The sequence below is a fragment of the Rhizobium terricola genome (assembly GCF_012927355.1).
Lineage (GTDB): Bacteria > Pseudomonadota > Alphaproteobacteria > Rhizobiales > Rhizobiaceae > Allorhizobium > Allorhizobium terricola.
On the sequence record NZ_JABBGK010000001.1, the window covers coordinates 158,341 to 177,816 of the forward strand.

The 19,476-nt window shown below is 64.3% G+C and carries 22 protein-coding genes; 11 read left to right on the forward strand and 11 right to left on the reverse strand.

Features of this window, described 5'->3' with window-relative positions; all coding sequences use genetic code 11:
• The first annotated feature begins 173 nt into the window (after positions 1 to 173).
• The gene (locus tag HHL25_RS00645; RefSeq protein WP_169586260.1) at positions 174 to 2,024 is read left to right on the forward strand and encodes a DUF882 domain-containing protein; all 1,851 of its coding nucleotides are present in this window, start codon (positions 174 to 176) and stop codon (positions 2,022 to 2,024) included.
• An 87-nt stretch (positions 2,025 to 2,111) separates the two neighbouring features.
• Here HHL25_RS00645 and HHL25_RS00650 read toward each other — a convergent pair whose 3' ends face one another.
• From HHL25_RS00650 to HHL25_RS00660, 3 genes are all read right to left on the reverse strand, one after another.
• Positions 2,112 to 2,375 (reverse strand): DUF2312 domain-containing protein, encoded by a 264-nt coding sequence (locus tag HHL25_RS00650; RefSeq protein ID WP_169586262.1) that lies wholly within the window; start codon positions 2,373 to 2,375, stop codon positions 2,112 to 2,114.
• Positions 2,376 to 2,466: 91 nt separating this feature from the next.
• A complete protein-coding gene (locus tag HHL25_RS00655) occupies positions 2,467 to 2,772 on the reverse strand; it encodes a DUF1244 domain-containing protein (protein ID WP_169586264.1) in 306 nt (101 codons plus the stop codon).
• An 18-nt stretch (positions 2,773 to 2,790) separates the two neighbouring features.
• On the reverse strand, positions 2,791 to 3,585 hold the full coding sequence (locus tag HHL25_RS00660; RefSeq protein ID WP_205927692.1) for an N-formylglutamate amidohydrolase: 795 nt from the start codon (positions 3,583 to 3,585) through the stop codon (positions 2,791 to 2,793).
• A 264-nt stretch (positions 3,586 to 3,849) separates the two neighbouring features.
• On the opposite strand from HHL25_RS00660, the gene HHL25_RS00665 reads away from it, so the two are divergent.
• Both HHL25_RS00665 and pyk read left to right on the forward strand, forming a co-directional pair.
• Entirely contained in the window at positions 3,850 to 4,263 is a 414-nt protein-coding gene (locus HHL25_RS00665) for a DUF1036 domain-containing protein (protein WP_390624505.1), read from the forward strand.
• Positions 4,263 to 5,702, forward strand: a complete 1,440-nt coding sequence (gene pyk / locus HHL25_RS00670; RefSeq protein ID WP_169586268.1) for a pyruvate kinase — start codon at positions 4,263 to 4,265, stop codon at positions 5,700 to 5,702. Before HHL25_RS00665 ends, pyk begins: the two co-directional genes overlap by 1 nt.
• A gap of 81 nt (positions 5,703 to 5,783) precedes the next feature.
• Here the strand turns inward: pyk and HHL25_RS00675 are convergent, their stop codons facing one another.
• The 6 genes from HHL25_RS00675 to HHL25_RS00700 form a co-directional block, all read right to left on the reverse strand.
• On the reverse strand, positions 5,784 to 6,839 hold the full coding sequence (locus HHL25_RS00675) for an alpha/beta fold hydrolase (RefSeq protein ID WP_246701664.1): 1,056 nt from the start codon (positions 6,837 to 6,839) through the stop codon (positions 5,784 to 5,786).
• Positions 6,840 to 6,887: 48 nt separating this feature from the next.
• Positions 6,888 to 7,511 (reverse strand): hypothetical protein, encoded by a 624-nt coding sequence (locus HHL25_RS00680; RefSeq protein ID WP_390624506.1) that lies wholly within the window; start codon positions 7,509 to 7,511, stop codon positions 6,888 to 6,890.
• 113 nt (positions 7,512 to 7,624) lie between these two features.
• A complete protein-coding gene (ykgO, locus tag HHL25_RS00685) occupies positions 7,625 to 7,750 on the reverse strand; it encodes a type B 50S ribosomal protein L36 (RefSeq protein WP_003497670.1) in 126 nt (41 codons plus the stop codon).
• A gap of 178 nt (positions 7,751 to 7,928) precedes the next feature.
• A complete protein-coding gene (locus tag HHL25_RS00690) occupies positions 7,929 to 8,996 on the reverse strand; it encodes a 5-(carboxyamino)imidazole ribonucleotide synthase (protein WP_169586272.1) in 1,068 nt (355 codons plus the stop codon).
• Positions 8,993 to 9,493, reverse strand: a complete 501-nt coding sequence (purE, locus tag HHL25_RS00695; protein WP_169586274.1) for a 5-(carboxyamino)imidazole ribonucleotide mutase — start codon at positions 9,491 to 9,493, stop codon at positions 8,993 to 8,995. Before purE ends, HHL25_RS00690 begins: the two co-directional genes overlap by 4 nt.
• 19 nt (positions 9,494 to 9,512) lie before the next feature.
• Positions 9,513 to 9,716: a YdcH family protein gene (locus HHL25_RS00700; RefSeq protein ID WP_169586276.1), complete on the reverse strand. Its 204-nt coding sequence runs from the start codon at positions 9,714 to 9,716 to the stop codon at positions 9,513 to 9,515.
• Positions 9,717 to 9,954: 238 nt separating this feature from the next.
• Here HHL25_RS00700 and HHL25_RS00705 point away from each other — a divergent pair, with 238 nt between their 5' ends.
• Positions 9,955 to 10,131, forward strand: a complete 177-nt coding sequence (locus tag HHL25_RS00705) for a YdcH family protein (protein ID WP_169586278.1) — start codon at positions 9,955 to 9,957, stop codon at positions 10,129 to 10,131.
• A gap of 138 nt (positions 10,132 to 10,269) precedes the next feature.
• On the opposite strand, the gene HHL25_RS00710 is transcribed toward HHL25_RS00705, so the two are convergent.
• Entirely contained in the window at positions 10,270 to 10,530 is a 261-nt protein-coding gene (locus tag HHL25_RS00710) for an ArsR/SmtB family transcription factor (protein ID WP_169586280.1), read from the reverse strand.
• Between the two features lie 85 nt (positions 10,531 to 10,615).
• On the reverse strand, positions 10,616 to 11,383 hold the full coding sequence (locus HHL25_RS00715; RefSeq protein ID WP_169586282.1) for a sulfite exporter TauE/SafE family protein: 768 nt from the start codon (positions 11,381 to 11,383) through the stop codon (positions 10,616 to 10,618).
• A 105-nt stretch (positions 11,384 to 11,488) separates the two neighbouring features.
• On the opposite strand from HHL25_RS00715, the gene HHL25_RS00720 reads away from it, so the two are divergent.
• The 7 genes from HHL25_RS00720 (at position 11,489) to HHL25_RS00750 (ending at position 19,462) form a co-directional block, all read left to right on the forward strand.
• Positions 11,489 to 12,142 (forward strand): thiamine phosphate synthase, encoded by a 654-nt coding sequence (locus HHL25_RS00720; RefSeq protein ID WP_169586284.1) that lies wholly within the window; start codon positions 11,489 to 11,491, stop codon positions 12,140 to 12,142.
• Between the two features lie 8 nt (positions 12,143 to 12,150).
• The gene (locus HHL25_RS00725) at positions 12,151 to 13,296 is read left to right on the forward strand and encodes a tetratricopeptide repeat protein (RefSeq protein WP_169586285.1); all 1,146 of its coding nucleotides are present in this window, start codon (positions 12,151 to 12,153) and stop codon (positions 13,294 to 13,296) included.
• A 35-nt stretch (positions 13,297 to 13,331) separates the two neighbouring features.
• A complete protein-coding gene (locus tag HHL25_RS00730) occupies positions 13,332 to 14,600 on the forward strand; it encodes an MgtC/SapB family protein (RefSeq protein ID WP_169586287.1) in 1,269 nt (422 codons plus the stop codon).
• Positions 14,601 to 14,746: 146 nt separating this feature from the next.
• On the forward strand, positions 14,747 to 15,547 hold the full coding sequence (locus HHL25_RS00735) for an inositol monophosphatase family protein (protein WP_169586289.1): 801 nt from the start codon (positions 14,747 to 14,749) through the stop codon (positions 15,545 to 15,547).
• 99 nt (positions 15,548 to 15,646) lie between these two features.
• Positions 15,647 to 16,687 (forward strand): flagellar motor protein MotA, encoded by a 1,041-nt coding sequence (locus HHL25_RS00740; RefSeq protein ID WP_169586291.1) that lies wholly within the window; start codon positions 15,647 to 15,649, stop codon positions 16,685 to 16,687.
• A gap of 2 nt (positions 16,688 to 16,689) precedes the next feature.
• The gene (locus HHL25_RS00745) at positions 16,690 to 17,721 is read left to right on the forward strand and encodes a peptidoglycan -binding protein (protein ID WP_169586292.1); all 1,032 of its coding nucleotides are present in this window, start codon (positions 16,690 to 16,692) and stop codon (positions 17,719 to 17,721) included.
• A 97-nt stretch (positions 17,722 to 17,818) separates the two neighbouring features.
• Positions 17,819 to 19,462: an FAD-binding dehydrogenase gene (locus HHL25_RS00750; RefSeq protein ID WP_169586294.1), complete on the forward strand. Its 1,644-nt coding sequence runs from the start codon at positions 17,819 to 17,821 to the stop codon at positions 19,460 to 19,462.
• Positions 19,463 to 19,476: the final 14 nt, after the last annotated feature.

The following is a 19,476-nucleotide window of genomic DNA, read 5'->3' on the forward strand; positions in this document are numbered from 1 at the left end:
CCATTGTTAACTGTTGGGTAAAGTTGTTATCTTACCAACGGCTAATCACTTGTTAGACAAACGTTCACTATATATGGAATGCTTGTGTGCGTGTGGCAGATTTGCCATGGTGTTACCGCATTTGGCAGTCATTTGAGTTGACGTGGGACGTAGTCTTTCGGACGGGGATTGAATTGCTGGTTACGCATGATCTAAGAGCGCCTCTCGGCAGACTCGGGCGCAGTCCTTGGGCTGTGCATGTTCTGCCCGTTGTCAGGCTGGTTCTGTCGGTCGTCGCCGTCGTCCTCGTCAGCTGCTTCGTCCTGTTCAGCACCGCCGCCAAGGCCTCTGCCGAAACCCGCACCCTCAAGATCCATTTCGTCCATACCGGCGAGAAAGCCGCAATCGTCTTCAAGCGCAACGGTCGCTATGACGCCAAGGGCCTCAAGCAACTCAGCTACATCGTGCGCGACTGGCGCCGCAACGAGCCGACGAAGATGAACCCGCGTCTCTTCGACCTCGTCTGGGAAGTCTATCAACGCTCCGGCGCCACGGGCTACATCAACGTCGTGTCCGGCTATCGCTCGCCCCAGACCAATGCGATGCTGCGTTCGCGCTCCAAGGGTGTCGCGAAGGAAAGCCAGCACATGCGCGGCACCGCCATGGACTTCTACATTCCGGGCGTGCCGCTCAAGAAGCTACGAGAACTCGGCATGAAGGCCCAGGCCGGCGGCGTCGGCTACTATCCCAATTCCGGTTCGCCCTTCGTCCACATGGACGTCGCAGGCGTTCGCGCATGGCCGCGCATGTCGCGCCAGGAACTTGTCCGTCTCTTCCCCGACGGCAAGACGGTCCACATTCCGTCGGACGGCAAGCCGTTGCCGGGTTACCAGCAGGCGCTCGCCGAATACAAGAAGCGGCTCGGCTCCAACGAGATCATGATCGCCGAGGAGAAGTCCGGCGGCAAGCGCAAGAACCTGCTCGCCTTCCTGTTCGGGGGCGGCGACGAGGACGAGGAAGAGGATGTCGGCGTACCGGCCGAGCGTCCGTCCGCTCCGGCTGAAACGATCGTGACGGCCACAGAGCCGGTGATGGTCGCATCTGCCGCGCCGCAGCCGTCGACTTTGCCGGGTGTCAACGGTGCCGCACAGGCCGATCCTGACGCCGCACCGGCCGCTGTCGCAGTCAATGCGCCGGTTCCGCAGGCAAGGCCGTCGCTGGCGCCTGCCGACACCAGCCTTGCTGTCGCCCTTTACTCGCCGGCGCGTAATGCTGCCGAAGACGCCCTGACACAAGTCGCCGCCGGCCAGCCGGCCGAAGGCGAAGCCTATGCCGACCTTCAGTCGATGAAGATCCCGGTTCCGACCCTGCTCGGTCCGCGCGGCATGAAGGGTGATGCCGAAGCTCAGAACATCATGACCGCGTCGGTCGCTCCCGGCATGACCGGTGAAGATCCAGAACTTGCAGCCGTTCCGGTGCCTGTCGCCCGTCCGGCCGTTGCCGAGGCGTTGCTGGCTAGCGCTCAGAGCGAACCGGAAGCCGAAATGGACGAAGTTGAGCAGGCGATCCTGTCGCCCGAGGCTGCCGCCGCGCTCGAACAGGGCAGCATGCCGACGCCGTCCGAACGTCCCGCTTCTCAGGCGGAACTGACTGCTGCACCGTCCGAGGAGCCCGCGCCTGCGGTGGAGGTTGCCTCCGTTGCGCCGCAACCGAAGCCCAAAGCTGTTTCATCCGAATTCGGCGACGGCTTCGATGTTCCTAAGGTCGAGGGCAATACCGGCATCGAGGCCGGTTTGCCGACCAAGGGCAAGCGTCCGAGCCAGGCCGAGGCAGAAGCTGCGCGCGTCGCCATGAGCGGCGGCACGCTCACCAAGGACATGATTTCGTACTGGGCGCTGAACCAGGGCGGTCTGGAGAAGGCGGAAAAGCCGAACAAGGCGCCGCGCATCGTCAGCCGTTCGCTGAGCGCACCGGCCGCCGTACTTCCCGTCGGCTTCCAGCAGGGCACCGTTCCGATCGACCCGAGCCGCTTCGGCGCTCCGTGACCCAAGACGTTCCAGATATGTCGTTCCAATGAAAAACCCGCCGGATCGCTCCGGCGGGTTTTTTCATTCATCAGGCCGAAGGACGATTTATTCTTCCGGCGGGTTCTCGATCATGCCGAGGGCGTGCAGGTAGGTGTCGAGGATCAGGTCTTCTTCCATGCGTTCCTGATCGTCCTTCTTGCGCAGCGCGATCACCTTCTTGAGGATCTTGGTGTCGAAGCCCATGGCTTTGGCTTCGCCGTAGACGTCCTTGATATCGTCGGCGATCGTCTTCTTTTCTTCCTCGAGGCGTTCGATACGCTCGACAAATGCGCGGAGCTGGTCGCGGGCGACGCCGTGGGCATCAGACATGGGCATTCTCCTTGGATAGGGGCAAATTCATCGGTGGGGCTGACCTGCCGCGAAGCGGCGTCCGCGTCAAGACCTAACCTTCGGGATCGCGCTACTCGCGTGGCCGGTTGACGTCGAAAGCGGCCTTCTGGGTCTCGGTCGCTTCGGTCTGGTGGAGGGCTTTCCATTCTTCGTAGGGCATGCCGTAGACGATCTCGCGGGATTCTTCACGGGTCAGCTCGACACCGGCCTCGCGGGCGGCGTCGAGATACCAATTGGACAGGCAATTGCGGCAAAATCCCGCCAGGTTCATCAGGTCTATGTTCTGGACGTCCGCCCGTTTCCTCAGATGCGAGAGAAGCCGGCGAAAGGCCGCCGCCTCGAATTCGGTCTGCTGTTCGCTGGTCGGCATGCTCATGGCGAATTCCTCCGGCTATCAGGCGGGATAGGGACCGGTACGCGACGGGTGCCGCTCGTAGCGATGGAGCGCCGGATCGGCATTGAGGCTTTCGAAGATCGGCTCCAGCCGGTCGGCCCAGGCGGCAATGCCGGCAGTGTCGCCGATCAGGTCCTGGCGAACTTCCAGCAGGGCATGCGGTATCCCCGTCATCATGCAGTGACGGTACATGGTATCGCCCTTCAACGCACCGTCATAGGGCTCGTTGTCGCCGACGACGATGTCGCCCGGTGCTCGCAGGGCGCCAAGCAGCGGGGCCACCGCCCGGTAATCGCTGTCCCAGAGGACGGCCGCGTGCCAGGGGCGCGGAACACCCTTCCAGGCAGGGGTGTAGGAATGGAGCGAGAGGACCAGCGGCGCCTTGCCCGACGCTTCCGCGACCGCCTCGATCGTCCGGCTGACGGCCTGGTGATAGGGGCGGTGATAGGCCTCGACGCGGTGGTTCCATTCCTCGGCGGTGATCGGGTGGTTGCCCGGCACGATCGCGCCGTCGGAGATCTTCATGACGAGCGTGGGATCGTCCTCACCGCGGTTCGGGTCGATCAGCAGTCGCGAGAAGCAGCTCAGCACGGCAGGCACGCCGAGACGGGCGGAGAGAGCCCGGGTCAGCGGCTCGATACCGATATCGTAGGCGATGTGCCGGCCAAAGGCGGTCTCCGGCAGGCCGAGCCGGGCATAGCGGTTCGGCAGGCGGTTGGTGGCATGGTCGGCGAGCAGCACCAAGCCCCTGTCATAGTGGCCGGATAGGATCTCGAAGGGGGTGAAGTCTTGCATGGATTTTCGCCGGAAATAACGTCGCGGGCTTGATGACATGGGGGAAAGACCAGCGCAAGCTTTCGCCGTGGTCACGATTGTGCCAAGATCGCTGACGATGGTTCACGATAAAAATATAATCGATTAGAGTTGCGTTGACTTTCTTGATCCATCATCGCAAGAAGGCAGTCGACGCACAAACATGGAGTTCCGGCGGAAACCGTGCTTAAGCAAATCAGAATTCCTGGCGCCCGACGCGGCGCGCGTCACCTCAGACATTTTCTCATTGCCGGCGCGCTGCTTGCGCCGTTCTTCGCGGCGGCTTCCGCCCATGCCGAATTCCGGGTGTGCAACGGCACACCGAACCTCGTCGGCGTGGCGATCGGCTACCGGGCGTCGGAAGGCTGGATCACCGAGGGCTGGTGGCAGGTTCCTGCCTCGACCTGCGCGACCCTGATCGAGGGCGAGCTCCAGTCACGCTACTACTACCTCTATGCCGAGGACGCCGCGCGCGGCGGCCGCTGGACGGGCGACATCAACATGTGCGTCGCCGAGAACGAGTTCAAGATCGTCGGTGTCCAGGACTGTTTCGCGCGCGGTTACCAGCAGATGGGTTTCAAGGAATATGACACGGGACGTCAGGGCAGCTGGATGGTCCAGCTTTCCGACACGCCCGGTACGCAGGAAAGCCAGAACTGATGAAACGCAATCGCAAAGTGAAGATCCTCGCAACGCTGGGCCCGGCCTCGTCCGACGAAGCGATGATCCGCAAGCTCCATGAGGCGGGCGCAGACCTGTTCCGCATCAACATGAGCCATGCGAGTCACGATGTGATGCGCGACCTGATTGCCAAGATCCGCTCGGTCGAGGCCGCCTGCGGGCGCCCGATCGGCATCCTGGCCGACCTGCAGGGGCCGAAGCTGCGCGTCGGCAAGTTCGCCGCAACGACGGTCGAACTGAAGCCGGGCCAGACGTTCACCCTCGACAACAAGGACGAGCCGGGCGACAACACCCGCGTTTTCCTGCCCCATCCTGAAATCCTTCAATCCGTAAAGCCGGGTCACCGCCTGCTGATCGATGACGGCAAGCTGCACCTGCGCGCCGAGAAGTGCGACGGCAAGTCGATCGTCACGACCGTCGTTTCGGGCACGAAGATCTCCGACCGCAAGGGCGTCAGCCTTCCCGACACGCTGCTCGCGACCGGCGTGCTGACCGACAAGGACCGCGCCGACCTCGATGCAGTGCTGGCCACCAATGACGTCGACTGGGTGGCGCTCTCCTTCATCCAGCGTCCGGAAGATCTGGCGGAAGTCCGCAAGGTCGCCCGCGGCCGCGTCGGGCTGATGTCGAAGATCGAGAAGCCGCAGGCGATCGAGCGTATCGACGAGATCATCGAGCTGTCCGACGCGCTGATGGTGGCGCGTGGCGACCTCGGCGTCGAAATGCCGCTCGAGGCCGTTCCCGGGTTGCAGAAGCAGTTGATCCGCGCCTGCCGCCGCGCCGGCAAGCCGGTCGTCGTTGCCACCCAGATGCTGGAATCGATGATTTCGGCTCCGGTCCCGACCCGCGCCGAGGTGTCCGACGTGGCGACCGCCGTCTTCGAGGGCGCCGATGCGGTGATGCTGTCGGCCGAATCCGCCTCCGGCCAGTATCCGGTCGAGGCGGTCGCGACGATGGCGTCGATCGCCCGCACCGTCGAGCGCGAGCCGCATTATCCGGGCATCATCTACGCCCAGCGCGCCCAGCCGGAAGCGACCGGCGCCGACGCGATCTCGCTGGCCGCCCGCCAGATTGCCGAGACGCTGAAGCTGACGGCGATCGTGTGCTACACCTCTTCCGGCAATACGGGCCTGCGCGCGTCGCGCGAGCGTCCGGAGGTGCCGATCCTTGCGCTTTCTCCGGTCATCCAGACGGCGCGCCGCCTGTCGGTGGTCTGGGGCCTGCATTGCGTGGTGTCCGAAGAGCCGACCGATCTCGACGACATGGTGAACCGCGCCTGCCGGATCGTTGTCGAGGAAGAGTTCGGCAAGCCCGGCGACCGGGTGATCATTTCCGCCGGCGTGCCGCTCGGTACGCCCGGCTCCACCAACATGCTGCGCATCGCCTATATCGGCTCCGACGGCCTGTCCGGTATCTGACGTTTCCCCGTTGAAACACGACGCGAACCAAGCCGCCTCCGGGCGGCTTTTTCGTGGGCTTTCGCTCGCCTGTCGGAAGGCTCAGTTGCCGCCCTGGAGGCCGACATGGGTTTTGGGACCGGAGACCCGGCTGGCGGTGAGTTGCGGCTCCAGCGCGCGCGCCATGGCCTGCAGGTCACGTGGTTTTCCGGCAATCTTTTCCAGCGCCGCGACGGCCAGGGCATTTGCCAGGTAATCCGGCTTGTGACCGAGCCCGGCGATCCAGACGAGTTCCGAATCCTGAATGTCGCGCGCCAGGCCGCGGGAATGGATCTCTTCCAGCACGACGTCATCGCTGTCGCCGGTGACGATCACGGTTGGCGCCGCGATCTCCCGGTAGCGTGAGGCGAAACGCTCGACATAGCCGTGCAGGTTGGCGACGTCGATGGCGTTGGCCCGGAAGGTCGCCGGACGCAGGACGAGTGCCGGGGCGGTCTCCTCGACATAGCTCTGCGGGCGGGGATTGGGGGCGAAGACGCTTTGTGTCGCCGCGTCCAGCCGGGCGAGGCCGGCATGCAGGGCAACGGTGTTGCAGAAGAGCGGACCTAGGAGGGGCGTCGCGGCGAGCGTGTAATACCAGTCGACGCCGCCGGGCCAGGGATGGCTCGCCGGCGCGAGGAAGAGCAGGCCGGCGGTCTTGTCCGGATGGAGTACGGCAAAGCTTGCGGCGATCGCGCCGCCGAAGGAGTGGCCGACGATGATCGCACGGGAGATGCCACGCTTCTCCATCAGGCGGGCGATCGCGTCGGCCTGACCGTCGGGCGTGTCGTTCTCCGGTCCGCCCCGTTCCGAATAGCCATGGCCGGGTCGGTCGACGAAGAGCAGTTCGGCTCGTCCTTCCAGGGGGGCGCGGAAGGCAGTTGCCTGGTCGCGGAGATTGCCGCTGGCGCCATGGATGAAGACGATAGGCGGCAGATCGGCCGCGGGACCGGCCGGCAGGTGCAGCGCGTTCATCGCGTAGCCGCCGACGTCGTTCAGCGTGCCGAGATTGGGTGCTGCCGCCTCGATGGCGCGCGAGCGGACCGCCGTGGCGATCACGGAGGTCGACAATAAGGCGGCGGCGAGAGAGGTCAGCAGCATGGCGTGGCGGCGGCGCATTTCGAGGGGGCTATGGGCGGAGCGCCGGCATGCGGCCGCGGGGTGTGGTCACGTGCGGCTGCCCGCGAGCTTTTCGGAAAGCTTGTCCACGATGCCCTGTGCTTCCCGATCGGCGGGGTAGATGTCGAGATAGCCTTCCCACGCCTTCAGCGCCATCTCTTCGCGGCCCCGTTCTCCGAGGATGGCGGCAAGACCCGCGAGCGCGCCGAAATGGCGAGGCTCGAGTTCCAGGACATGATTGATGTCGGCGACGGCTTTGCGGTACTGGCCCATTGTGAAGTGCAGCGTCGCGCGCTGGTTCCAGGCGCCGACGAATTCAGGCTTCAGGACGATCGCCTGGTCGAGGAAATCGAGCGCAGCCGCATTGCGTTTCTCGGCGATCGCGTTGTTGGCCCATTCCATCAGCAGGTCGACCGTCGGGCTGTCGGAGCGGTTCCAGTTTGCCATGATCTCGTCGGCAATCTTGTCGGCCGCTTCCGGATCGCGCTCGCGCTTCAGTTCGGTGATGAGGGCCTCGACCGTCTTCGGCGATTCGGCTGTCGTCGCATTATTGTCGAGTGCAGCCTTTTCCGCGGCCGGGGCTTCTTCGGCCCGAGCAGGCCCCTCGACCGAAGTCGCGATCAGCAGGACGGCAATCGCTGGGGCGTAAACGAAAAAACGGCGCATGTGGATAAGGTAATCCCCTTGCGCCGTCTTTCAAACTCAAATTTTCGCCATCGACTGTTTGGGCCCTTGAGCCTCAACGCCGGTGGCAAGCCACGCCGCGCGAACGCGGCGCCGTCGCATCAGCCCTGACGAGCCTTGAAGCGCGGGTTCTGCTTGTTGATGATGTAAACGCGGCCCTTGCGGCGAACCAGACGGTTGTCGCGATGACGGGCCTTGAGCGCTTTCAGCGAGTTCTTGATCTTCATTTTACTGGTCCGCAAAGGTTGTCGGCGAACGATGAAATCCGCCACTTGTCTCTATCAATCAAAAGCGCGCTACGGGGCGCGCTCCTAAAGGGTTGGTGGCAATTACTCCGTCCGGACCCTTCGTGTCAACCGGTCCGGCCGGGATTCCGTGCCGAAGCGCCGGATTTTTCCCGCGTTTTCAGCCTTCGCGGCGCTTCAGTTCGGTGACGTGGCCCATCTTGCGGCCTGCCCGGGCCTCGGTCTTGCCGTAGAGATGGACAAGCGCGTCCGGGCGGGCAAGCCAGGCCGGCACGTCGTTGATGTCGTCGCCGATAAGGTTGGTCATCACGCAATCGGAATGGCGGGCCGGCGAGCCGAGCGGCAGGCCGGCAATCGCGCGGATATGCTGTTCGAACTGCGATACGACGCAGGCGGCTTCCGTCCAGTGCCCGGAATTGTGGACGCGCGGGGCGATTTCGTTGGCGATCAGCGCGCCATCCGGCAGGACGAAGAACTCTATCCCGACGACGCCGACATAGTCGAGCGCGGCAAGCAGCTTCTCGGCCGATTCGCAGGCTGCCTTCGCGGTTGCGTCACCGATTCGCGCCGGAAGCGTCGAGGTGTCGAGGATGCCGTTGCGGTGAACGTTCTCCGCGGGGTCGTAGGTCTCCACGGTTCCGTCGATTGCACGGGCGGCGATGATCGAGATCTCGCGCTCGAAGGGAACGAAGCTTTCGAGGATCAGGGGAACGCTGCCGAGAGCGGCATAGGCGCCATCTGTGCTGTCGGCTACAGAGGCGAAGACCCGCTGGCCCTTGCCGTCGTAACCGAGCCTGCGGGTTTTGAGCACGCCCTTGCCGCCGAAATCGGCAAGCGCCGCTTCGAGGTCTGCCTGGCTGTCGACGGCATGGAAGCGGGCGGTCGGGATGCCGCAGTCGTTGAGGAAGCGTTTTTCGGTCAGGCGGTCCTGGGCTACTTCCAGTGCGCGCGGCGGCGGATAGACCGGTACGTTGCGGGCAAGGATCGCGGCTGCCTCGACGGGGACGTTCTCGAATTCATAGGTCACGAGTTCGCAGGCGGCGGCAAGTTCCGCCAGGGCCACCGGATCACCATAGGGCGCGGTGATCTGGCTGTTGGCCACCTGTGCTGCCGGGCAATCGGCCTGCGGTTCGAGGATCACGGTGCGGAAGTTCAGTCGTGCCGCGGCCATGGCCAGCATGCGGCCGAGCTGGCCGCCGCCGATGATGCCGATCGTGCGTGCGCTCATATCTGGTCGTCCATGGGGTATTCGGCAACTGCCGCGGTCTGGCGCGCGCGCCATTCGTCGAGCCGGTCGGCGAGGTCCTCGTCGTGAAGGGCGAGCACGGCTGCGGCGAGCAGCGCCGCATTGACGGCACCCGCCTTGCCGATGGCAAGCGTGCCGACGGGAATGCCGGCCGGCATCTGGACGATTGAGAGCAGGCTGTCCTGACCGGACAGGGCCTTGGACTGCACCGGCACGCCGAAGACCGGAAGCGGTGTCATGGCGGCGGCCATGCCCGGCAGGTGGGCAGCACCGCCGGCTCCGGCAATGATCACCTGGAAACCTTCGTCGCGGGCACCCTTGGCAAAGGAGACAAGCCTGTCGGGCGTACGGTGGGCGGAGACGATCCGCGCTTCATAGCCGACGCCCAGTATGTCCAGCGTATCGGCGGCGTTCTTCATGGTCTCCCAGTCGGACTGGCTTCCCATGATGATGGCGACAGGCGGGCGTTCATCGGTCATTGTCGGCGCTCCTTGCCTCTCAAGCGATGATATCAGGGACGATCTGGTCCTCGATCGAGCTCATCTTGTCCTTGATGGCCAGCTTCTTCTTCTTCATTCGCTGGATTCTCAAAGCGTCGCAGCCAGTCGTGATCATGGCATTGATGGCGGCGTCGTAATCTTCATGTTCCTGACGAAGTCTCGCCAGCGCGAGCCGGATGTCCGCCTGTTCCTGATCGGCCATATTCCTGTCCCCATTCTCGCATTTCCTACCCGTCCGTTTGTCGGACGCGGCGAAGATTCGCGCAAGCTCCTATCACCAAATACTGGTAACGGGAAGTTATCCTTCTCAGCGAATTTGCCGCGCCAAAACCCTCATTTCGCCTTCGACAAAACGCATTCTTCGTGTCACATTACTTTCGTAAAGCCTGAAACTCCAGCGTTCTGAGGGCTGGAGGTAGGCGAAAGGAAGGACGTGTCAAATGACCATGCAGGCTCATCTTGAATCGCTCGAAAAGAAGCACGGCGCTCTTGAGGAAAAGCTCCACACTGCTCTTACGTCTCCCTCCATCGACGACCAGAAAATCGCCGAGCTGAAGAGGCTCAAGCTGCGTCTCAAGGATGAAATGGAACGCCTGAGGGCATCGACCCGGCACTGATTTATCTGACAAGGCCACCGGCCGGGGATCGCCTCAAGCGCAGATCCGGGCCGGGCGGCCAGCAAATCAAGGACAACATGCCCCGGAAGCCAACGCGGTTTTCGGGGCTTTTATTTTTTCCGAATGCCAAGGGCGAGACTAGGACCAGAACTGATCGAGCCAGAGGTTCAGGCGGTCGAAACCGAGGCGGTTGACGGAGTAGATCCGGCGCGTGCCCTCGGACGTGACGCTGACGAGGTTGCAGTCGAGCAGCGCCTTCAGATGCTGGGAGACGGCCGGGCGGCTGATCGGCAGGCCGCTTGCCAGATCGTTCACGGTCTTCGGCGCGCGCCGCAACTCCTCCAGCAGATGGCGGCGGTGCGGGTCTGCAATCGCGGTAAACGGGTCCGGGTTCGTCATCCCGCGGAGGTTACGTCAATCGCTGAGACCCGGCAAGCGTGCAACTGCGCCGCAGCATGGCGTTTCCGGCTGGAAATGCTGACTTTTAAAGGCCACTGACGCCGTCGTAGAGCAGTTTCGCGCCGGCGATCAGGACCATTCCGTACATCAGTGGGTAAAAGACGCTCGGCTTCAGGTAACGCACGAGCCTTGCACCGATCAGGGTCGAGACCAGCGCGACCGGCAGGAGGGTTGCCGACAGCCCGAGATTGGTGGTGCCGAGTTCGCCGAGCGCGAAATAGGGCAGGACCTTGATCGCGTTCATGATGGCAAAGAAGCGCGTGCTGGTGCCGGTATAGGATAAGGGGTCGAGCCTGAGCGGCAGGGTGTAGATCTGGAAGGGTGGTCCGCCGGCATGAGCGACGAAGCTGCCATAGCCGGAAAGTGTGCCCCAGACGGTTGCGGCGACCGGGCGTTCAGGGGTTGCCGTGGGCTCGACAGAGGACGACTGGCGGGCGGCCTCGATGAAATAGCGCAGCGCGAAGATCACAGAGATGGAGCCCAGCACGAGGCGCATGGCGCTGACCGAGACATAGGTCGACGTCGCCCAGCCCAAGGCGATGCCCATAATGCCGCCGGGCAGCAGCGCCAGCAGCGTCGAGCGGCTGTTGTGCTTGCGCCAGGCGACGAGCGCGACGATGTCCATGACGATGAGGATCGGAAGGAAGATCGCGGCGGCCTGCATCGGTGGAACGACCATGGCCAGCAGCGGTACGCCGATCAGCGCGAAGGCGCCACCGAGCCCGCCCTTGGAAAGGCCGACAAGTGCCACAGCGGGAATGGCCGCCGCATAGAACAGGGGATCCGGTGACATTTGTTTCTGTTGATCCTTTCGAAGGACCGGTCTATCGGATTTGGGATGACAAAACGAGGGAGGGTCGCGCAGATTTCGGCGCCCTTCAAGAACATGGATACAATCATGACCGCTCCCGAAGACCGCTGCCGCCTCGTCCTGATCGTGCCCGACATCGCCGATGCCACAGAGAAGGCGCGGGTCGTCGGCGATGCGCTGAAGGGCGGCGATGTCGCATCGGTTATCCTGCCGCAATACGGGCTCGACGACTCGGTGTTCCAGAAGCATGCGGAACTGGTGGTTCCGGTGATCCAGGACGCCGGGGCGGCCGCCCTCGTCGCCGATAACAGCCGGATCGCCGGCCGCGCCAAGGCCGATGGTCTGCATGTCAGCGGCAATGCGGCCACACTTGCCGAGGCGATCGAGAAGCATGTTCCGAAGATGATCGTCGGCGGCGGCAATGCGATGGATCGCCACCATGCGCTGGAGATCGGCGAGCTGCAGCCGGACTACATCTTCTTCGGCAAGCTCGACGGCGACATCAAGCCGGAAGCCCACAACAAGAACCTCGCACTCGGCGAATGGTGGTCGGCGATGATCGACATTCCCTGCATCGTCATGGGTGGTCAGGATCCGGCCTCCGCACTTGTCGTCGCGGCGACCGGCGTCGAATTCGTGGCACTGCGCGAGGCCGTCTTTGCCGACCCGGCAATGGCCGCCACGATCGTGGCGCGGATCAATGCCGAACTTGACGAAAAAGCGCCACGGTTTGAAGATTGATACGCATCATGCGCTCAAGTCCTTTCAACCGGTCACTCCTGTCAGCCCTGCTTGCCACCGTTGCGGCCGGCGGCCTCCCGTTCGCGGTCTTCGCCCAGCAGGGGCTCGAACAGCCGACGATGCGGCCGCTCGCTCCGTCCGACGTACGGGTGCTCCAGCGTGCAGCCCCTGCGGAGGCCGATGCCGGCAAGCTTGATCGCAGCGACCGGCCGACCGCCAAGGACAGCGTGGCCGGCCAGGCCGACCCGGACCAGGGCATCAACATCTTTGCCCGCATGGGCGCACCGTTGCCGGATCTTCCTCCGGAACCCGAATACAAAGGCAAGGTCGACGAGGCCTACGGCGCCTTCCAGCGCGGTTTCTTCCTGACTGCCGTCGACAAGGCATTGCCACGCGCCCAGCTTGGCGATCCGGCCGCGCAGACCCTGCTTGCCGAACTGATGGATCGTGGCCTTGGCATCAAGAAGGACGCCAAGGGGGCGGCCTTCTGGTACGGGCAGGCGGCTGCGGCCGGCGATCCCGCGGCGATGTTCAAGTACGCCATGCTGCTGATGGAAGGAAAGCTCGTCGCGCAGGACAAGGCCAAGGCCGACGAATACATGCGCAAGGCGGCGGATGCCGGCAACAGTTCGGCCCAGTTCAACTGGGCGCAGATCCTCGTTTCGGACAATCCGGGGCAGAAGGGCCTCCATCTCGCGCTTCCCTATTATGAGAAGGCGGCCGAGCAGGGTATTGCCGACGCACAGTATTCCGTGGCGCAGATCTATGACGCGTTGAAGGACTTGCCCGAGGAAAAGCGGAAACAGGCACGCTCCTGGCTGGCACGCGCTGCAAAGGCGGGCTTCGATACAGCGCAGCTCGACATGGGCATCTGGCTGATCAACGGCATCGGTGGCGATAAAAACCTCGAAGAAGGCTTTCGATGGCTGAAGATTGCCGCGATGCGCGGCAACGTCGTGGCCCAGAACCGGCTCTCGCATCTCTATATCAACGCGCTGGGCACTCGCCCGGATCCGGTCGAGGCGGCTAAGTGGTATGTGCTGTCGCGGCGTGCCGGTCTTAAAGATCCGGCGCTTGAGGATTTCTATCTCGGGCTGAACGACGACGAGCAGAAGAAGGCTATCGACGCGGCGAACAAGTTCCGCCGCATCTGATCGCGGCCCGGGGGCGGGCTGCAAGGGGGCAGGGCGTGGACAGTTTCGAACTCTTTCAGCGGCTGGGCCTGGCGATCGCCATCGGTGCGGCCGTCGGCGTCGAGCGTCACTGGCGCGAGCGCGACGAGCCGGAAGGCGCGCGCACTGCCGGGATCCGCACCTTCACCATGATCGGCATGGTCGGGGGCGTGGCCGGCCTGATCGAGCGGAGCTTCGGCCTCGCCTCCGGCTATCCGGGGATCGCATTGGCCGGCTTCCTGATCGCCGTCGCCACCGTCATGGCCGTCTTCGAGATGCGCGAGGCTATCGCCCAGCAGTCCTACAGCGTGACCTCGGTGATCGCCGCGATTCTCACCTTCGGTCTCGGGGCGCTTGCCGCACTCGGCGACATGACCATCGCCTCGGCCGGTGGAGCGGCACTGATCGCCATTCTTGCCAGCCGCGAATTCCTGCACGAGGGCATTCGCCGGCTGAAATGGATCGAGCTTCGCTCGGCGGTGATCCTGCTTGCGATGACCTTCGTGCTCCTGCCGATCATCCCCGAGGCGCCGGTCGGGCCGTTCGGCGGGGTCTCGCCGAAGAGCATCGTGCTTCTCGCCATCACGCTGGCGTCCATCTCCTTTGCCGGTTATGTCGCGGTGCGTCTCTTCGGCGCCACGCGCGGTGACGTGCTTGCCGGCGCGATCGGCGGCCTGGTTTCGTCCACCGGCACAACCGTCGCCTTCGCACGGCGCAGTGCGGCGGGCGAAGGCGAACTAACGCTCGCCGCCGGCGCGATCGGCGCCGGTGCCGTCTCGCTGCTGCGCACCGCCTTTCTCGTCGGCACACTCGCCGCGGCCCTGCTGCCCTCACTTCTCGCCCCGCTTGCTGCGGGAACCGTGGTCCTCGTATTCTATGCCCTGTTGCTGGCGCGGCACGGCCACCCCTCAGGCGACCGGCAGCTGCCGGGCAATCCGTTCGAGCTGATGGCCGTCGCGAAGATGGCGCTCCTGCTTGCGGTCGTTGCCTTTCTCGCCCGCGCGGCAACCGTGACCTTCGGCGACGCAGGGCTCATTCTCGCCTCGGCGCTTTCGGCGCTCGCCGATGTCGATGCGGCGACCGTGACGGTCGCGGGCATGCTCAAGACCGTCGCGGTGCCGATGGCCGTCAAGGCGATCGGCGTCGCGGTGCTGAGCAACATGCTCGCCAAGGCGGTCTATGCGACGATCTTCGGCAACGGGCGCTTTGCGCTTCACCTCTGGGGCGCGACACTGCTTTCGGTCGCCGCGGGTATCGCCGGATGGGTGGTCGCCGGGCCAACCTGAAACCTTCATGGCCTGGCGGAATGGTGGTTGCCCCTTGAAATCCGGCTGTTTTTGTGGTCTTGAACCGGCCCAACCGCCGCCGCGACACGTCGCGCCGCTTCTGCCGCCGTTCCCGGCGCCATGCTGCAATTTCAAGGAAACCACCAATGGCTCGTTCAGCTCTCCTCAATGTCATGGTTCAGGCCGCCCTCAAGGCGGGCAAGTCCTTGTCGCGCGACTTCGGCGAGGTGCAGAACCTGCAGGTTTCCGTCAAGGGACCGAGCGACTTCGTTTCCCAGGCCGATCTCAAGGCCGAGAAGCTGGTGCGCGACGAGCTTCTGAAGGCGCGCCCGACCTATGGCTTCCTCGGAGAGGAAAGTGAAGAGATCAAGGGCACCGACGGCGCGCATCGCTGGATCGTCGATCCGCTCGACGGCACGACCAACTTCCTGCACGGCATTCCGCAGTTCGCGGTATCCATCGCGCTCGAGCGCAATGGTGAGATCGTCGCCGGCGTCATCTTCAATCCGGCGACCGACGAGCTTTACACGGCGGAGAAGGGCGGCGGTGCCTTCCTCAACGATCGCCGCATCCGTGTCGCCGCGCGCAAGGTTCTCTCCGATTGCGTCATCGGCTGCGGCGTGCCGCATCTCGGCCGCGGCGCGCACGGCAAGTTCCTCATCGAACTGCGCCATGTCATGGGTGAAGTGGCCGGCATCCGCCGCATGGGCGCTGCGGCACTCGACCTCGCCTATGTCGCGGCCGGTCGCCTCGACGGTTTCTGGGAAGCCGAGCTCAATGCCTGGGACATGGCGGCAGGTCTCTTGCTGATCCGGGAAGCCGGTGGTTTCGTCAGTGACATGCATGGTGGCCAGGACATGTTCCACACCGGAGGCGTGGTCGCCGGCAACGAATATATCCGCAATGCGCTGACCGAGGTCATCGCGCGGCCGATCCCCAAGGCCTGAGCCTTTTCAGCCGTCGCAACCGCCGGCGGCTTTTAGCTTCAATTCGTCGCAATTTTCCACTAGCCTCCGGCACACAGATTCCCGGAGGCTGAGTACGACATGGCGAAAGTAAAGCTGGCGGATTTGGAGGCGGTCGATGCCGTCCCCGGAGAATACGGTCACAAGCTCTCGAGCCCGATGCCGTTCTTCAGCACCATGTTGATCTTCCTGATCATCGTCGGCTTCATCGCTGCAATCCTCTACCGGCAGGCCCATGCGGCCTTCGTCACCAACCCGGGGCTGAATGGCCTGATTCTCGGGGTTCTGGCGGTCGGCATCGTGCTGGTCTTCAACCACGTGCTTGCGCTTCGCCCCGAGGTCCGCTGGTTCAATTCGTTCCGCGCGGCGGGCAATGCCGACAAGGTCGGGCGCGAGCCGCGGCTACTCGCGCCGATGCGGGCGCTGATCGGCGGTCGACGCTCGCCGGCGATCTCGACCACCGCGCTGCGCTCGATCCTCGATTCGATCGCCACCCGTCTCGACGAATCACGCGACACGTCACGCTACCTGATCGGCCTTCTCGTCTTCCTCGGCCTGCTCGGCACCTTCTGGGGCCTGCTGGGAACCATCGCCTCGATCAGCGAGGTCATCCAGTCGCTCGATCCTTCCTCCGGCGACAGCAGTGATGTGTTGCAGGCGCTGAAGACCGGGCTCACCGGTCCGCTCTCCGGCATGGGTACGGCGTTTTCGTCCTCGCTGCTCGGCCTGTCCGGCTCGCTCATCCTGGGCTTCCTCGATCTGCAGGCCGGCCGTGCGCAGAACCGTTTCTATACCGAGCTGGAAAACTGGCTCTCGTCCGTGACCGACGTCGATTCGGAGATTGCTGCCGGCAATGGTCTGACCGGCATTCCGGCGGACGACATCAAGCGTCTCGTCGACCAGCTCGCCAGGATTGCCAGCAAGGAGAGCGCCGGCACCGGCGGCAGTGATCGCTCGGTCGCCGCCATCGCCGGGCTTGCCGAGGGCATACAGGGGCTCGTCAAGAACATGCGCAACGAACAGCAGATGCTGCGTGACTGGATCGAGGCGCAGCAGGAAGACGCTCGCGCCATGCGCAAGACGCTGGAAGGCCTGAACGAGAAGTTCGGCGGGGGCAAGTAGCCATGGCGCTTGGCCGCAACCGCCGCCGCGAACGGGGCGTGGACTACTGGCCGGGCTTCGTCGATGCCCTGTCGACGCTGCTACTCGCCATCATGTTCCTGCTCACCGTCTTCGTGCTCGCGCAATTCATCCTGAGCCGGGAAATCACCGGCAAGGACGAGGTGCTGACCAGGCTGAACAGCCAGATTGCCGAACTGACGCAGCTGCTCGCCCTGGAGAAGAGCGGAAAGCAGGATCTCGAAGACACGCTTGCAGCGCTTCAGTCGTCGCTCGCGTCTTCGGAAAGCGAGCGCAGCCGCCTGCAGCAGCTGCTCGATGCCGGAAGCGGCTCGACGGACGTGGCCAACGAAAAGGTCGGCCGGCTGACCGAACAACTCGACGCGGAAAAGCAGGTGAGCGAACGGGCGATGAGCCAGATCGAACTGCTCAACCAGCAGATCGCTGCCTTGCGTGCCCAGATTGCCGCTGTCGAGGAGGCGCTTCAGGCATCCGAGGCGCGCGACCAGAACTCGCAGGCCAAGATCGCCGACCTCGGCCGCCGGCTGAACGTGGCGCTCGCCCAACGCGTCCAGGAACTTAACCGCTATCGGTCCGACTTCTTCGGACGGCTCAGGGAAATCCTGTCCGACCGGGAAAACATCCGCATCGTCGGCGACCGCTTCGTCTTTCAGTCCGAAGTGCTCTTCCCCTCCGGTGGAAACGAGTTGAACCCGGCCGGCGAGGCGGAAATGGCAAAGCTCGCGACCGCGCTTCTCGACCTTGCCAAGGAGATCCCGCCGGAGATCAACTGGGTTCTGCGCGTTGACGGCCACACCGACAATGTCCAGCTGACCGGTGCCGGTCGTTTTGCCGACAACTGGGAGCTTTCGGCTGCCCGCGCGATCTCGGTGGTCAAGTATCTGATTGCGAAGGGCGTGCCGTCCAACCGTCTGGTCGCTGCCGGCTTCGGCGAATACCAGCCGATCGCCGAGGGCGACAGCGTCGAGGCGAGAGCCCAGAATCGCCGAATCGAGCTCAAGCTCACCGAACGTTGACATTCCCGGAGACCTAGCAGAACTGCTGGGTTGTCTCACAGCTTACGTGCCCGTAAAAGTAAGACGAGCATGTGGGAGTGCGAGGGGGAGGCTGCGGATGAAATTCGATGTTCTGGTGATCGGCGGGGGACTTGCGGGACTGGTGGCGGCGACAGAGGCCGCGGATCGCGGACTGAAGGTCTGCGTGCTCGACCAGGAAGGCATCCAGAATCTCGGCGGGCAGGCCTTCTGGTCTCTCGGCGGTCTCTTCTTCATCGACAGTCCGGAACAGCGCCGGCTCGGCATTCGCGACAGTTTCGAACTGGCGCGGCAGGACTGGTACGGTTCGGCAGGGTTCGATCGGATCGAGGATTACTGGCCGCGCCATTGGGCTGACGCCTATCTCGAATTCGCCGCCGGCGAGAAGCGCGACTGGCTCCACCGGCAGGGTGTCCGCTGGTTTCCGGTGGTCGGCTGGGCCGAGCGCGGCGGGTCGCTCGCGAGCGGACACGGCAATTCGGTGCCGCGCTTCCATATTACCTGGGGAACCGGGCCGGCCGTCGTGGAGCCCTTCATCCGCCGTGCCAGGGCGGCCGAGGAAAATGGCCGGCTGACATTCCGCTTCCGCCATCAGGTCGATGATCTTGTCGTCACCAACGGCGCTGTCACAGGCGTGCGGGGAACCGTGCTGGCGAGCGATGCCGCACCGCGCGGGGCTGCTACGTCGCGCGAACCGATCGGGGAATTCGAGATCACCGCCGGCGCCGTCATCGTCGCCTCGGGCGGCATCGGCGGCAATCACGATCTGGTGCGCAAGAGCTGGCCGGTCGATCGGCTGGGACCGGCGCCGCGGTCGATGGTCGCCGGCGTTCCGCAATATGTGGACGGCCGGATGCTGGCGATTGCGCGTGCCGCCGGCGGGGAGGTCATCAATGGCGACCGCATGTGGCACTATACGGAGGGGCTGCGGAACTTCGACCCGATCTGGCCGAACCACGGCATCCGCATCCTGCCCGGTCCAAGCTCTTTCTGGTGTGACGCGGATGGCAACCGCTTCCAGGCGCCGGCCATGCCGGGTTTCGACACGCTGGCGACGCTGAAGGCGATCCGGGCACGGGGCGACGAATATAGCTGGTTCGTGCTCAACAAGGCGATCATCAAGAAGGAATTCGCCCTGTCCGGATCGGAGCAGAATCCCGATCTCACCGGCAAGAACATCCGCCTTCTCCTGAAGCGCCTCGGTAAGAACCCGCCCGGTCCCGTGCAGGCTTTCATGGACAAGGGCGAGGATTTCGTAGTGCGCGACACGCTGGAGGACCTGGTGCTGGCCATGAATACCCTGACCGGTGAGCACAGGATCGGCATTCATCACCTGAGAGCCCAGATCGAGGCGCGGGATCGCGAGATCGAAAACAGCTTCAGCAAGGATGCCCAGGTGACCGCCATCCGGGGCGCGCGGAACTTCATCGGCGACAAGCTGATGCGCACGGCCCGGCCGCACCGCCTGCTCGACGCCAAGGCCGGTCCGCTGATCGCGGTCAGGCTGCACGTGCTGACGCGCAAGACGCTCGGCGGCCTGCATACGGATCTCTCGGCCCGCGTGCTCGACAGCACCAACAAGCCGGTGCCGGGTCTCTATGCGGCTGGAGAGGTGTCCGGCTTCGGCGGCGGCGGCGTGCATGGCTACAATGCGCTGGAAGGGACCTTCCTTGGCGGCTGCCTGTTCTCCGGACGCATCGCGGGCCGTTCGGTCGGAGCCTGACGGCTCCGACTGCA

What these genes read in the sequence shown, in the direction of transcription:
- HHL25_RS00650 (WP_169586262.1), bottom strand. Translation starts at nt 2,375, where the DNA reads ATGTCTGATGCCCACGGCGTCGCCCGCGACCAGCTCCGCGCATTTGTC.
- HHL25_RS00655 (WP_169586264.1), bottom strand. Translation starts at nt 2,772, where the DNA reads ATGAGCATGCCGACCAGCGAACAGCAGACCGAATTCGAGGCGGCGGCC.
- HHL25_RS00660 (WP_205927692.1), bottom strand. Translation starts at nt 3,585, where the DNA reads ATGCAAGACTTCACCCCCTTCGAGATCCTATCCGGCCACTATGACAGG.
- pyk (WP_169586268.1), top strand. Translation starts at nt 4,263, where the DNA reads ATGAAACGCAATCGCAAAGTGAAGATCCTCGCAACGCTGGGCCCGGCC.
- HHL25_RS00675 (WP_246701664.1), bottom strand. Translation starts at nt 6,839, where the DNA reads ATGCGCCGCCGCCACGCCATGCTGCTGACCTCTCTCGCCGCCGCCTTA.
- ykgO (WP_003497670.1), bottom strand. Translation starts at nt 7,750, where the DNA reads ATGAAGATCAAGAACTCGCTGAAAGCGCTCAAGGCCCGTCATCGCGAC.
- HHL25_RS00690 (WP_169586272.1), bottom strand. Translation starts at nt 8,996, where the DNA reads ATGAGCGCACGCACGATCGGCATCATCGGCGGCGGCCAGCTCGGCCGC.
- purE (WP_169586274.1), bottom strand. Translation starts at nt 9,493, where the DNA reads ATGACCGATGAACGCCCGCCTGTCGCCATCATCATGGGAAGCCAGTCC.
- HHL25_RS00700 (WP_169586276.1), bottom strand. Translation starts at nt 9,716, where the DNA reads ATGGCCGATCAGGAACAGGCGGACATCCGGCTCGCGCTGGCGAGACTT.
- HHL25_RS00705 (WP_169586278.1), top strand. Translation starts at nt 9,955, where the DNA reads ATGACCATGCAGGCTCATCTTGAATCGCTCGAAAAGAAGCACGGCGCT.
- HHL25_RS00710 (WP_169586280.1), bottom strand. Translation starts at nt 10,530, where the DNA reads ATGACGAACCCGGACCCGTTTACCGCGATTGCAGACCCGCACCGCCGC.
- HHL25_RS00715 (WP_169586282.1), bottom strand. Translation starts at nt 11,383, where the DNA reads ATGTCACCGGATCCCCTGTTCTATGCGGCGGCCATTCCCGCTGTGGCA.
- HHL25_RS00720 (WP_169586284.1), top strand. Translation starts at nt 11,489, where the DNA reads ATGACCGCTCCCGAAGACCGCTGCCGCCTCGTCCTGATCGTGCCCGAC.
- HHL25_RS00725 (WP_169586285.1), top strand. Translation starts at nt 12,151, where the DNA reads ATGCGCTCAAGTCCTTTCAACCGGTCACTCCTGTCAGCCCTGCTTGCC.
- HHL25_RS00735 (WP_169586289.1), top strand. Translation starts at nt 14,747, where the DNA reads ATGGCTCGTTCAGCTCTCCTCAATGTCATGGTTCAGGCCGCCCTCAAG.
- HHL25_RS00740 (WP_169586291.1), top strand. Translation starts at nt 15,647, where the DNA reads ATGGCGAAAGTAAAGCTGGCGGATTTGGAGGCGGTCGATGCCGTCCCC.
- HHL25_RS00745 (WP_169586292.1), top strand. Translation starts at nt 16,690, where the DNA reads ATGGCGCTTGGCCGCAACCGCCGCCGCGAACGGGGCGTGGACTACTGG.
- HHL25_RS00750 (WP_169586294.1), top strand. Translation starts at nt 17,819, where the DNA reads ATGAAATTCGATGTTCTGGTGATCGGCGGGGGACTTGCGGGACTGGTG.